Source organism: Microbacterium sp. ZOR0019 (genome assembly GCF_000800925.1).
Taxonomy (GTDB): Bacteria; Actinomycetota; Actinomycetes; order Actinomycetales; family Microbacteriaceae; genus Microbacterium; species Microbacterium aurugineum.
In genome coordinates this window covers 1-12,703 of sequence record NZ_JRKC01000062.1, presented here as the reverse complement: position 1 = coordinate 12,703, position 12,703 = coordinate 1, and the positions used below count along the sequence as shown (strand labels likewise).

The 12,703-nt window shown below is 69.0% G+C and carries 9 protein-coding genes and 1 pseudogene; 8 read left to right on the top strand and 2 right to left on the bottom strand.

The window, feature by feature from the left end; genetic code table 11:
* The first annotated feature begins 259 nt into the window (after positions 1 to 259).
* Positions 260 to 685 carry a YciI family protein gene (locus tag L978_RS13065; protein ID WP_047523649.1) on the top strand — a complete coding sequence of 142 codons (426 nt, stop codon included), beginning with the start codon at positions 260 to 262 and terminating at the stop codon, positions 683 to 685.
* Between the two features lie 15 nt (positions 686 to 700).
* Positions 701 to 1,996 carry an RNA polymerase sigma factor gene (locus L978_RS13060; RefSeq protein ID WP_047523647.1) on the top strand — a complete coding sequence of 432 codons (1,296 nt, stop codon included), beginning with the start codon at positions 701 to 703 and terminating at the stop codon, positions 1,994 to 1,996.
* 64 nt (positions 1,997 to 2,060) lie between these two features.
* Here L978_RS13060 and L978_RS13055 read toward each other — a convergent pair whose 3' ends face one another.
* Entirely contained in the window at positions 2,061 to 2,987 is a 927-nt protein-coding gene (locus L978_RS13055) for a Bax inhibitor-1/YccA family protein (RefSeq protein WP_047523646.1), read from the bottom strand.
* A 90-nt stretch (positions 2,988 to 3,077) separates the two neighbouring features.
* Between L978_RS13055 and L978_RS13050 the strand changes: the two genes are divergently transcribed.
* Positions 3,078 to 4,064: a glycerophosphodiester phosphodiesterase family protein gene (locus L978_RS13050; RefSeq protein ID WP_047523653.1), complete on the top strand. Its 987-nt coding sequence runs from the start codon at positions 3,078 to 3,080 to the stop codon at positions 4,062 to 4,064.
* Between the two features lie 26 nt (positions 4,065 to 4,090).
* Here L978_RS13050 and L978_RS13045 read toward each other — a convergent pair whose 3' ends face one another.
* Positions 4,091 to 4,489, bottom strand: coding sequence for a YccF domain-containing protein (locus tag L978_RS13045; protein WP_047523645.1), 399 nt, complete (start codon positions 4,487 to 4,489; stop codon positions 4,091 to 4,093).
* Positions 4,490 to 4,578: 89 nt separating this feature from the next.
* Here L978_RS13045 and L978_RS13040 point away from each other — a divergent pair, with 89 nt between their 5' ends.
* The 5 genes and pseudogenes from L978_RS13040 to L978_RS13020 form a co-directional block, all read left to right on the top strand.
* Positions 4,579 to 5,565 (top strand): ABC transporter ATP-binding protein, encoded by a 987-nt coding sequence (locus tag L978_RS13040; RefSeq protein WP_052193705.1) that lies wholly within the window; start codon positions 4,579 to 4,581, stop codon positions 5,563 to 5,565.
* Complete coding sequence (locus tag L978_RS13035) at positions 5,562 to 6,584, top strand: ABC transporter permease (RefSeq protein ID WP_047523644.1); 1,023 nt, start codon at positions 5,562 to 5,564, stop codon at positions 6,582 to 6,584. The genes L978_RS13040 and L978_RS13035 overlap by 4 nt, the downstream gene beginning before the upstream one ends.
* Positions 6,585 to 6,726: 142 nt before the next feature.
* Positions 6,727 to 9,807, top strand: coding sequence for a lamin tail domain-containing protein (locus tag L978_RS13030; RefSeq protein ID WP_047523643.1), 3,081 nt, complete (start codon positions 6,727 to 6,729; stop codon positions 9,805 to 9,807).
* A gap of 102 nt (positions 9,808 to 9,909) precedes the next feature.
* Entirely contained in the window at positions 9,910 to 12,387 is a 2,478-nt protein-coding gene (locus tag L978_RS13025; protein WP_047523641.1) for an ATP-dependent helicase, read from the top strand.
* 63 nt (positions 12,388 to 12,450) lie between these two features.
* A pseudogene (locus L978_RS13020) lies at positions 12,451 to 12,703 on the top strand (hypothetical protein); the annotation flags it as partial.

Sequence of the window (12,703 nt, the reverse complement as noted above, 5' to 3'; positions counted from 1 at the left end):
GGTCGCCGCTCCGCCCCGTCGCGCCTGACCCCGCCCCGCCGCGTCGCGCCTGAGCCTCCGCCTCCGCCCGACCCGCACACCCGTGCTCCCGTCGCGATATGACAACCAAAACGGCTCATTCGGGTGTCATATCGCGACGGGAGCACGGGAGCGTGCGAAGGGAGCAGAAAAAGTGGCGGCGGATGTCGATCTGAGGCATTCTCGTTCGACGCCAGAGGTGAGAGGGTCGAGAGACGGCCCCGCGAACAAGGAGAACATCATGAAGTTCATGCTCATCATGCGTGCGAACGACGACGCCGTCGAGGCGTACAAGGAGATGCCGTTCGAGCAGGTCATCGAGGCCATGGGCAAGTACAACGAGTCGATGATGAAGGCCGGTGTGCTCGTCGCGGGAGAGGGCTTGACCGACGCTGCCGAGGGCTTCGTGGTCGACTTCAGCGCAGAGAAGCCCCTGATCACCGACGGCCCCTACGGCGAGACGAAGGAGCTCTTCAACGGCTTCTGGATCATCGAGGTGTCGTCCCGCGAAGAAGCCGCCGAGTGGGCGAGCCGTGCACCCCTGGGCGCGGGTTCGTTCCTCGAGGTGCGTCGGGTCACGGGCGTCGAGGACTTCCCGGCCGACAACGAGTGGATCGCGAAGGAAGCCGGCTGGCGCGAAGAGCAGGCGCAACGCGCGCAGCAGTGACGACGACACACGGTGATGGACGCATCCGAACACGGTGAGACGACGCGTTCCGCCCCCGAAGACGGGTCGGCGGAACGCGCCGTCGCCGCTGTCTGGCGCATCGAGTCCGCGCGCATCGTCGGTACCCTCACCCGGACGGTCGGCGACTTCAGCCTGGCGGAGGACCTCGCCCAGGAGGCATTGGTCGACGCGCTGAGACAGTGGCCGGAGGAGGGGGTTCCCCGCAACCCCGGGGCATGGCTCACGGCGGTCGCGAAGCGCAAGGCCATCGACGGGTGGCGCCGCGCGGAGCGTCTGGATGCCAGGGTCGCGGCGCTCGCCCACGACCTGGAGCAGGAGCAGGCCGCCGCGCCGGAGCTGCTGTGGGACCCGGACGCCGTCGACGACGATGTCCTGCGGCTGATCTTCATCGCGTGCCACCCCGTTCTCTCGAAGGAGGCGCAGGTCGCCCTCACACTGCGGGTCGTGGGTGGTCTGTCGAGCGAGGAGATCGCGCGGGCCTTCCTCGTGCCGACGGCGACCGTTCAGCAGCGCATCGTGCGGGCGAAGAAGACGCTGAGCGCCGCCAATGCTCCCTTCGAGATCCCGCCGCGCGAAGAGCGGGCGGAGCGGATCGGGGCAGTCCTCGGTGTGCTGTATCTGATCTTCAACGAGGCGCACGCCGCGAGCAGTGGTCCGGACTGGATGCGACCGGAACTGAGCGATGAGGCGATCCGGCTGAGCAGGGTGCTCGCGGCACTGATGCCGCGTGAGCCCGAGGTGCACGGTCTGCTCGCACTGATGGAGCTCACCGCCGCCCGGTTCGGAGCGCGTGTGGACCGGAACGGCGATCCGGTGCTGTTGGCCGACCAGGACCGGGGCCGGTGGGATCGCGGACGCATCACCCGCGGTCGTGCCTCGCTCGCGACGGCTGACCGCCTCGGGCGCGGACGCGGCGCGTACTGCCTCCAGGCGGCGATCGCGGAGTGCCATGCGGTGGCTTCGAGCGTCGATGACACGGACTGGGACAGGATCGTGCTGCTCTACGAGGCACTCGGCCGGATCGCCCCATCTCCGGTCGTCGAGCTCAACCGAGCGGCGGCGGTCGCGATGGCCACGGGCCCGGCGTCCGCATTGCGGATCATCGATCAGCTCTCGGCGTCGGGAGTGCTGCGCGGCTATCACCTCCTTCCGGCCACCCGGGGGGAGCTGCTGCGACGGCTCGGACGCGAGGAGGAAGCGCGGAGCGAGTTCGCAGTGGCCGCAGGCCTCGCCGGCAATGATCGTGAGAAGTCACTGTTGGAGCGGAAGGCGAGCGGAGCCGCGAGCTAGAGTCCCGTCGAAACACGAAGTGGCCCGCCTCCCTGGGGAGACGGGCCACTTCGATGAACGGCGGTCAGTTGCTGCCGCGGACGATCGCGATGATGCGCAGGATCTCGACGTAGAGCCAGACCACGGTGACCATGATGCCGAAGGCTCCGAGCCAGCCGTACTTGCGCGGTGCGCCGTTGCGGACGCCCTGCTGGATCTGGTCGAAGTCGAGCACGAGCGAGTACGCCGCCATGATCACGACGAGGACACCGATGATGAGGCCGAGCGGGATGCCCATGATGCTGGCGCTCAGCATGCCGAACGCCTGGTCCTGCGGCAGCACGCCGGTCCACATCAGGACGACGTTCAGCAGCGAGAAGACCAGGTAGCCGATCATCGCGATCATGAAGATCTTGGTCGCCTTCTTCGACGCGCGGATCTTGCCGCTCGCGAAGAGAGCCAGGGTCACGCCGACGACCGAGACGGTCGCGAGCGTCGCCTGGAAGACGATGCCGGGGTAGATGACCTCGAAGAACGCCGAGATGCCACCGATGAAGAGGCCCTCGAACGCCGCGTACGCGAAGATCAGCGCGGGGCGCACCTTCTTGCGCGAGGTGAAGGTGATGACCATGGCGAGCACGAAGCCGCCGAGCGCACCGACGATCCACGGCAGCATGTTCGGCTGGAAGGTGCTCTCACGGCTGAACGCGGGAACGTCGACACCGCCGAGCGTCATGACCCAGCCGATGGCCGCGGTGACGAGCAGGATGCCGAACAGGCCGGCCGTCTTCCAGACCGTGTCCTCGACCGACATGCGATCGGTCTCGATGGCGCCGGCCGGCGGGGCGGCGTACATGCCCTCGAGCTGTGCGTTGGCCGCCGCGTCCATCGCCCCGTGCTGGAGCGAGGCGCTCTGCGCGCCCTGAGCAGCCTGAGGTCCGCCCGGGTAGGTCGCGACGTTGCGCGGGTCCTGCTGCTGGAAAGCAGGGTTGTTGAAAGCGAAGTTGCTCATTGGTGGGCCTCACTCCAAAGGGGGGTAGTAGGTCTCTTGCCTCTACGATACTCGGGAGGTACCCCTCCTGGGGTGTTCTACGCTGAGAGCGTGCCCAGGAAATCGCCCCTCGTCATCGGGCATCGCGGTGCGCCCGGCTACCGTCCGGAGCACAGCCGCTCCTCCTACGAACTCGCGCTCGCGATGGGGGTGGATGCCGTCGAACCCGATGTCGTCGCCACGAAGGACGGCGTGCTGGTCGTGCGACACGAGAACGAGATCTCCGGGACGACCGACGTCAGCGCGCGTCCGGAGTTCGCCGACCGCAAGACGACCAAGCGCGTCGACGGGCAGGCACTGACCGGGTGGTTCACCGAGGACTTCACCTGGGCCGAGCTGTCGACGTTGCGCGGACGTGAGCGGCTGCCCGAGGTGCGGGCGTCGAGCGCGAGCTTCGACGGCACGCAGCCCATCCTCCGTCTCCGCGACGTGCTCGACCTCGTGCGGGAAGGCTCCGCCGAGCACGGCCGCGAGATCGGCGTCGTGCTCGAGGTCAAGCACGCCACCTACTTCGCGAGCATCGGCCTCGCGCTCGCGCCCCTCATCGCGCAGGAGCTGCGTGCGGCGGGATGGGCCGACGGCGAGCTGCCTCTCGTGATCGAGTCCTTCGAGTCGACGGTGCTCGGGGAGCTTCGGGAGCGGGGCATCGCCGCGACCTCCATCTACCTGATCGAGGCGACGGGCCGGCCGTATGACCGCAAGGCAGTCGAGGGCGCGCAGGCGATGACCTACAAGGCGACCGTCACCCCTCGCGGGCTCGATGGCCTCGTCGGCCTCGTCGACGGCATCAGCGTGAACAAGAAGATGCTCCTCGATCGCGGCAACACCATCGTCGCGGACGCCCATGCACGTGGCCTTCTCGTGTACACGTGGACCTGCCGTCCCGAGAACGCCTTCCTGGCCGCCGAGTTCCGCGGTGCGGGCGGCAGGGGCGCGTACGGCGACTACGAGTCGGAATGGGGTGTCCTCGCGCAGCAGGGCATCGATGGGGTGTTCGTCGACCACCCCGACCTCGGCGTCGCCTTCTTCCGCGGCTGAGCCGGTGCCGATCGCCGGTCGACGGTTCAGAGCGTGCGATCGAAGGAACCGCGACGCGTGGAGACGATCTCCTTGCCGAGCGGCATGAGCGAGATCGGGACCATCTTGAAGTCGGCGATGCCCATCGGGATGCCGATGATCGTGACGCACAGCAGGATGCCGGAGACGATGTGGCCGATGGCGAGCCACCAGCCGGCCAGGATGACCCAGAGGACATTGCCGAGGAACGACCCGACCCCCGCGGTCGGCTTGCTCACGACCTCGCGTCCGAACGGCCAGATCGCGTAGGCGGCGATGCGGAACGAGGCGATCGCCCACGGGATCGTGATGATCGGGATGCACAGCAGGATGCCGGCCAGGACATACCCGAGGAACAGTGCCCAGCCGGCCAGGATGACCCAGATGACGTTGAGGATCGTGCGCATGAGCTGATTGTGTCACCCACGCGACGCGATGTCTGAGCATCCGCCCCGAGGTCCCCGGGGCCCCGTGTTCCGGATGCCAGACTGACCGCATGACCGGAATCGTGGTGCAAGACGTCAGCAGAGCGTTCGGGACGGTGCAGGCGGTGCGAGCGGCCTCGCTCCGCGCGGACCCCGGCAGAGTGACCGGACTCGTGGGGCCGAACGGGGCGGGGAAGACGACGCTGCTGCTGATGCTCGCCTCGCTCCTCGCCCCCGACACCGGGACGATCAGCATCGGGGGCGTCGATCCCGCGATCGATCCTCTCGCCGCGCGCCGCATGCTCGGCTGGATGCCCGATGCACTGGGAGCCTGGCCGTCGCTCACCGCCCGCGAAACCCTCGTCACCACCGCTCGTCTCTACGGCATCGAGAAGGCGGACGCTCAGGTCCGTGCCGAGCAACTGCTCACGCTCGTCGGGCTCGCGCCGCTCGCGGACTCGCCCGCAAAGGTGCTCTCGCGCGGGCAGAAGCAGAAGCTGGGTCTCGCGCGCGCTCTCGTGCACGACCCACAGGTGCTGCTCCTCGATGAGCCGGCATCCGGTCTCGACCCGGAAGCGCGCGTGCAGCTGCGTGGTCTGCTGCGTCGTTTCGCTGCGGAGGGGCGCACCGTGCTGATCTCCAGCCACATCCTCTCGGAGCTGGAGGAGGTCGTCGACGATGCGGTGTTCCTCGTCGCCGGCTCCGTGGTGGATGCGGCTCCCTCCCAGAGCGTGGTGCGACCGTGGCGGGTCCGTCTCGCCGGCGCGACGCCCGAGCGGATGAATGCCGACACGTGGCAGGTGGCCTCGAACCTCGGGCTCGCTCCGGAGTCGCTCGCCAACGACCGCGGCGCGGTGCTGGTCGGGTTCGCGGGCGAGGACGCAGCGGCCCAGTCGCTGCGCCGCCTCGTCGACGCGGGCCTTCCGGTCTCGGAGTTCGCTCCTGCGCAGAGCGACCTGGAGCACACGTTCCTGAACCTGCCGCAGGCGCCGACGCCACAAGCCGTACCCGGGCCCCCTGCACCCCCTGCGCCGACCGGAACGGAGGCGGGAGCATGAGCCTCGCCAACATCGGGATCATCGCCCGACTCGAACTGACCCAGCGCCTGCGGAGTGTCGGTTGGTACGTCCTGCTGGGCGTGTTCGCGCTCATCCTGCTCGGGGTCACCGGGCTCGCATTCGCCGTGTACTCCTGGGGCGACTTCATCGGGGCCGGCGTCTACTCGATCGTCGTCAACATCGTCCTTCTGCTCGTGGTGCTGGTGTCGCCGACGCTCAGCGGCAACGCGATCAACGGCGACCGCGATGCCGCCACCCTCGGCGCGATCCAGGTGACCGCGGCTTCCACCGGCGACATCATGCTCGGCAAGCTCCTCGCTGCCGTCGCGACCGGCGGGGCGTTCCTCCTCGTCGCCGTTCCCTTCCTCGCCCTGTCTCTGCTCGGCGGGGGAGCGAACCCCCTCGTGCTGCTCGTCTCGCTGCTCGTGCTCGCGGCGGAGATCATCGTGGTCGCCGCGATCGGCGTCGGATTGAGCGGACTCATCGCGCGCCCGCTGTTCTCGGTTGCAGCCACGTACCTCGTGGTCGCCGCGTTCGTGTTCGGCACGCTCATCGCGTTCGGGCTGGGCGGGATGGCGGTACGCAGCGAGGGGACCAGCTACTCGCGACCGTACGACGCGAACGGCAACGTCGACTGCGATGAGTGGCAGGTCAGCACGATGTACGAGGTGCCCCGGTTCGACCTGGTGTGGTGGGCGCTCGCGGCCAATCCCTTCGTGGTGCTCGCGGATGCGACGCCGACCGAGTTCACGCCCGACGGCTACCCGGTCGACCTGTTCGGCCAGATCAAGACGGGCGTGCGCGGGGCGCAGCAGTCGCCGCTCGAGCAGCGCTGGGACGACTGCGACCGGGACGGCAGCGGCTATCCCACGCCGCAGGAGGTGATCGAATCGTCGGTGCCCAGCTGGTTCGTGGGCCTCGGTGTGCAGGTCGTGATCGCGGGGTCGCTGTTCGCCGGGGCCTGGGCGCGCACGCGGACGCCTGCCCGGCGCCTCCCGCCGGGCACTCGTATCGCCTGACACCGGCGCCGGGTGACGCGGGGGATGACGGTCGCGGCAGACCGCCATCCCCCGTTCACCTCCTGTGCACCCGGGGGCTTCTCCGCGGCCACGCGGTATCGGTGGTCTGGTCGGGTACCCGACTGAGACCCCAGGAGTTTCCATGCCCCGCCTGCACCGCGCAGCGGCGGTCACGGCGGTGTGCGCCTTGAGCGCCGCCGCCCTGCTCGCCACCCCCATCGCCGCGATCGGTTCGCCCGCTCCGAGTCTCGTCCTGAACGAGATCGTCTATGACGACGCCGCGACCGGCCTCGCCGACCAGGTCGAGATCTACAACGCCGGAACCGAGACGGTCGACCTCGCGGGGTGGACCATCGCGGATGAGAAGCGTGACAGCTTCGGAGCTGCGCCGGAAGGCACCTCGCTCGCACCGGGCGAGTTCCTGGTGCTGGAGAAGGACGTCGACTTCGACTTCGGGCTCGGCAAGGGGGACGAGGTCGTGCTCTTCGACCCGAGCAGCACCGAGGTCGACGCGTACGCGTATGAGAACACCGCGCCGCTGTCGGTGTGGGCGCGCTGTCCTGACGGCTCGGGGGCATGGGCACCGGCGACGACGGTGACTCCCGGCGCTCCCAACGACTGCGCCGTCGCTCCCGTCGCGGGCTCCATCCTCATCAACGAGGTCGACTCGCAACCCGCCGACTGGGTGGAGTTCCACAACCCCGGCACCGAGGCGCTCGACCTCTCGGGCTACGAGATCCGCGACAACTCCGACGATCACCGCTGGCAGTTCCCGCCGGGCACGCAGATCGCGGCGGGGCAGTTCCTCGTCGTCGAAGAGGGCACGATCGGACTCTCCGGAGGCGTCGAGGCCGCATTCCGCGAGCCGATCGGTATCGGCAGCGCCGACCGCATCCGTCTCTACGACGCCTCGGGGACGATGATCGACGACACGCTCCCGTGGCAGGGGCACGCGGCGATCGATGGCGACTTCGCTGCGGCCACCCTGGCACGCTGCCCCGACGGCGTCGGTTCCTTCGTGCTCGCGCATCCGACCCCCGGTGCCACGAACTCGTGCGTCCTGCCCGACGTCGTGATCAACGAGATCGAGTCGAACGGTGACAGCACCGACTGGGTCGAGGTCGTGAACACGGGCACGACGGCGGTGGACCTCTCGGGCTGGACCGTCATGGACAACGATCCGACCGGTCACGCGGACGACACCACACCGCTTCCCGCCGGTACGATGCTGCCGCCCGGGGGCTACTTCGTCTTCGACCAGCCGGCGAACTTCGTGTTCGGACTCGGCAACGGCGACACCGTGACCATCCGTGATGCGAACGGCAACACGGTCGACGAGCACGTCTATGCCGCGCATGCCGCCGGCGTCCTCGCGCGCTGTGCCGACGGTACCGGCGACTTCGTCGACATCGCGGTCTCGACCAAGGGTCTCCGCAACGCCTGCGGCAACCCGGTGCGCATCAACGAGGTCGAATCCGACGGCGGCTCGCCGGACGATTGGGTGGAGCTCGTGAACCCGACGAGCACCGAGCTCGACGTGTCGGGCGTCGTGGTGAAGGACGACGACGACACCCATGCGTACGCGATCCCGGCCGGAACCCGCCTCGGGGCGGGGGAGTACCTCGTGATCGAGCGGGCACAGCTCGGGTTCGGTCTCGGTTCCGGCGACGCGGTGCGCGTGTTCGACGGCGACCTGCTCATCGACGAGACCACCTGGGGGTCCGGCCACGCCGCCACCACCTGGGGCCGTTGCCCCGACACGAGCGGCGGGTTCGCCGCGACCGCGGAGTCCACGAAGGGCGCCACGAACGTGTGTGCCGGCGAGGTCGCCGTGTCGCCGTGGCCCGGTTCCGCCGAGGTGCGCGTCGTCGACAGCATCCCGACGTTCCTCGAGGACAGTTCCGGACTCGACGTGCAGGAGACCGCTGACGGTGCGTTCCTGTGGGCGGTCGACAACGGCGAGGGTCGCATCTGGAAGCTCGAGGCGCGCGCCGACGGCTCGGTCGAGAAGGCCGACGGCTGGGATGCGGGCAAGCGCGTGCGCTTCCAGAAGGACGCCGCCGATCCGGGGGCTGCGGGCCCCGACACCGAGGGCATCACGGTCGACCGAGACGGGTTCGTGTACGTGGCCTCCGAGCGGGACAACAGCGCCAAGGGCGTCAACCAGAACGTGGTCCTCAAGGTCGATCCCGAGGCGTCGAGCGGTGACCTCATCGCTCAGCAGGAGTGGGATCTGACCGCCCTGCTCCCTGCCGTGGGGGCGAACCTCGGCATCGAGGCCGTGCAGTGGGTGCCCGATGCCGCGCTCGCCGGGAAGCTCTTCGACGACACGTCGGGCGCGGTGTATGACCCGAAGGATCATGCAGGTCACGGCGACGGGCTGTTCTTCGTCGCGGTCGAGGACAACGGCCACGTCTATGCGTTCGCGCTCGGATCCGACGGGGCGGCGACGCTGGTGTCGGAGATCGCTCCCGGCCTCCCCGGAGTGATGGCGCTCGACTACGACACCGTGCGCGACACCCTGTGGGCCGTGTGCGACGACGGCTGCCAGGGGCGCTCGGCGGAGATCACGCTGAACGGCACCGCACAGCCCGACATCGCGCACTACGCCCGTGCCGCCGGCCTGCCCGACATCAACAACGAGGGTTTCGCGACCGCGCCGGCCTCACTGTCGGTCGACGGGCAGCGCCCGGTGTGGTGGTTCGCCGACGGCTTCGCCTCCGAGTCGCTGCGCACCGGGACGCTGCCGGGAACAGGCGGCGGTACTCCCGGTGGCGAAGCCCCGCCCCTCCCCGGCGCAGGACTCGTGGACGACAACCGCAACGGGCTGACGGTGAACCCGTCGGTCGCGGCCCGGGGGCAGGAGGTCACGATCACGGTCGGTTCCGCAGGCGCAGGCGCAGGCACGGACGTGTCGGTGTGGATGTACTCCGAGCCGATGCGGATCGCGTCGGGGACGCTCACGACCGCGGGGACCATCACGGCGACCATCCCGGCCGATGCGCCTCTCGGCGCCCACCGGATCGCCGTGTTCGATGCGAGCGGTGGGCTCCTCGGCTGGGCGGACCTCCGTATCGCGGGAGCGGCAGGATCGGGATCTGAGACGGGTGCGGGCGCGCTGGCGACGACCGGCTCCGAGCTCCCGGTCGCCGCCGTCGCGCTGGCGCTGCTGCTCCTCACCGCCGGCGCGGCAGCAGTCCGCCGTCGCAGGCGCGACGCCTGAGCGCGCAGGGGTGCACGGGTCGACCGTGCACCCCTGCGTCACCGCCGATACCCCCGCATCCCGTGCCGCGGTGTCTGCGCCGACGCCTAGACTCATAAGGCCATGACCGAAGCTCCTCTCATCGTCCCCGGAACCGCCGGCCCCCGCACCTCCGGGGCGGAGGGACAGGACGAACTCCTCGCCGGACTGAACCCGCAACAGCTCGAGGCCGTCACCTATCGCGGCCCCGCTCTGCTCATCGTCGCGGGCGCGGGGTCGGGCAAGACCAGCGTGCTCACGCGACGCATCGCCTCGCTGCTGCGCTCACGCGAGGCCTGGCCGAGTCAGATCCTCGCGATCACCTTCACCAACAAAGCCGCCGGCGAGATGCGCGAGCGCGTCGAAGGACTGATCGGGGACGCCGCCCGGGGCATGTGGATCTCGACGTTCCACTCGGCCTGCGTCCGCATCCTCCGCCGCGAGGCTCAGCAGTTCGGGTACACGAAGTCCTTCACGATCTACGACTCCGGCGACTCGCGCGCTCTGCTCAAGCGGCTGGTCAAGGAGCACGAGGCGGATGCGTACGGGCTGACCCCGGCCTCGGTGCAGTCGCGCATCTCGAAGCTCAAGAACGAGCTCTCCGACGCCGAGTCCTACGCGCGTCAGGCCAACATGAGCGATCCCGCCGAGCGCGTGTTCGTCGAGGTGTTCGCCGACTACCAGCGTCAGCTGCAGAAGGCCAACGCGTTCGATTTCGACGACCTCATCGGTCAGACGGTGTACCTGTTCCGCGCTTTCCCGCAGGTCGCCGACACTTACCGTCGTCGCTTCCGGCACATCCTGGTCGACGAGTATCAGGACACCAACCACGCGCAGTACGCGCTGATCCATGAGCTGACGCGACCCGTGTCGGGTGCCGGAGCAGCTCCCGACCCGTATGCCTCGAACGGCATGATGATCTTCGAGCCCGATCCCGCCCCCGCTGCCGATGCCGACGAGCCCGGTGCCTCGCTCACGGTGGTCGGCGACTCCGACCAGTCGATCTACGCTTTCCGCGGCGCCGACATCCGCAACATCAGCGAGTTCGAACGCGACTTCCCCGGCGCCCGAGTGGTGCTGCTCGAGCAGAACTATCGGTCGACGCAGAACATCCTCTCCGCCGCGAACGCCGTCATCGGCAACAACTTCGATCGCAAAGACAAGAAGCTCTGGAGCGACAAGGGCGACGGCGATCCGATCATCGGCTTCACCGGCTACTCGCAGCACGACGAGGCCCAGTTCGTCGCCGACGAGGTCGAAGCACTGCACCGTGCCGGCATGCCGTACTCCGAGATGGCGGTGTTCTATCGCACCAACTCGCAGTCCCGTGCGCTAGAGGAGATCTTCATCCGCTCGGCGGTGCCCTACAAGATCATGGGCGGCACGAAGTTCTACGACCGCGCCGAGATCAAGGACGCGCTCGCCTATCTCGTCGCGGTGGCGAATCCGGCCGACGAGATGTCAGTGCGCCGCATCCTGAACAAGCCACGCCGTGGCATCGGCGACGTGACGGAGACGGCCATCGCGCGGTTCGCCGAGGAACACGGCATCAGCTTCCGTGACGCGTTGTCGATGCCGGCCCAGCTCGGCGTCGGCCCGAAGATCCAGGCGGCGATCGGTCAGCTCGACGCCGTGCTGACCGAAGCCACCGCGACCCTGATCCCGGCCAGCGGCGAGCTTCCGCCCTCCACGGCGGTGGCCGACGGGCTCAGTCTGCTGCTCGGCAAGAGCGGCTACCTCGACGCCCTGCGTGCGAGTCGTGATCCGCAGGACGAGGCGCGCGTCGAGAACCTCGACGAGTTCGTGGCCGTGGCCCGCGACTTCGCGCGCAACAACCCCGAAGGCACGATCGTCGACTTCTTGACCGAAGTCGCCCTGGTATCGGATGCCGACGACCTCGACGACGAGTCCGGCTCGGTCTCACTCATGACGATGCACACGGCGAAGGGACTCGAGTACGACGCCGTGTTCGTCACGGGCGTTGAAGAAGACCTGATCCCGCACCGGATCTCGGCCGGAGAGCCTGGGGGGCCGCAGGAGGAGCGCCGGCTCTTCTACGTCGGCATCACGCGGGCGCGCAAGCGGCTGCACCTGTCCCTCGCGATGACCAGAGCCCAGTTCGGCGAAGTGACCGTCGCGATGCCCAGCCGCTTCCTGCAGGAGATCCCGTCGGGGCTCATCGACTGGCGTCAGTCGCCGGGCGACGTGAACTCACGCGGCGGGATGCAGTCCCGCGCCCTCAATGCGCGGCGCCAGGGCGGTTTCGGCGGTTCGAGCTCCGGATCGGGCGATCGCTTCGCGGTCAAGGCGCTTCCCGGTCGCGATTCCCTCAAGCCCCTGTCGACGGCGATGGACAAGTTCCCCAACCGCGTCACCGCCAAGATGCGCGACAACGGCGATCTCGAACTCGCCGCGGGCGACCGCATCCGCCACGTCGACTTCGGCGAAGGGCGGGTCGATGCGGTGACCGGCGAGGGAGCCAAACGCATCGCCCACGTGCGCTTCGACTCGGCAGGGCAGAAGAAGCTCCTCATCAAGGTCGCGCCGATCGAGAAGATCTGACGTCACCGCAGGTGTTCACGCTTCGGCGGATCACGGGCCGGAATGGCGGTTAGGCTGGCTCATATGGCCCTCTTCTCCCGCCGCAAGAAGTCCGGTGACGATGCCGTCGCCCCCACCACCGACGTCGTAGAGACGGACGCGGGGGCACCCGACTCCGACACCGTGGCCGCCGACGAAGCCTCGACCGGTACCGTCGACGCTCCGTCGATCGGCATCTCCGTGCAGGCCTTCCGGGGCGTCGGCGCCGAGGCCGGCCCGGAGGTGGAGCTGCCCAGCGCTGAGACGGCGCCCGCGGCGGCGGCCCCTGCCGCCCCTC

Coding starts and splice junctions, on each gene's coding strand:
- L978_RS13065 (WP_047523649.1), top strand. CDS start 260: ATGAAGTTCATGCTCATCATGCGTGCGAACGACGACGCCGTCGAGGCG.
- L978_RS13060 (WP_047523647.1), top strand. CDS start 701: ATGGACGCATCCGAACACGGTGAGACGACGCGTTCCGCCCCCGAAGAC.
- L978_RS13055 (WP_047523646.1), bottom strand. CDS start 2,987: ATGAGCAACTTCGCTTTCAACAACCCTGCTTTCCAGCAGCAGGACCCG.
- L978_RS13045 (WP_047523645.1), bottom strand. CDS start 4,489: ATGCGCACGATCCTCAACGTCATCTGGGTCATCCTGGCCGGCTGGGCA.
- L978_RS13040 (WP_052193705.1), top strand. CDS start 4,579: ATGACCGGAATCGTGGTGCAAGACGTCAGCAGAGCGTTCGGGACGGTG.
- L978_RS13035 (WP_047523644.1), top strand. CDS start 5,562: ATGAGCCTCGCCAACATCGGGATCATCGCCCGACTCGAACTGACCCAG.
- L978_RS13030 (WP_047523643.1), top strand. CDS start 6,727: ATGCCCCGCCTGCACCGCGCAGCGGCGGTCACGGCGGTGTGCGCCTTG.
- L978_RS13025 (WP_047523641.1), top strand. CDS start 9,910: ATGACCGAAGCTCCTCTCATCGTCCCCGGAACCGCCGGCCCCCGCACC.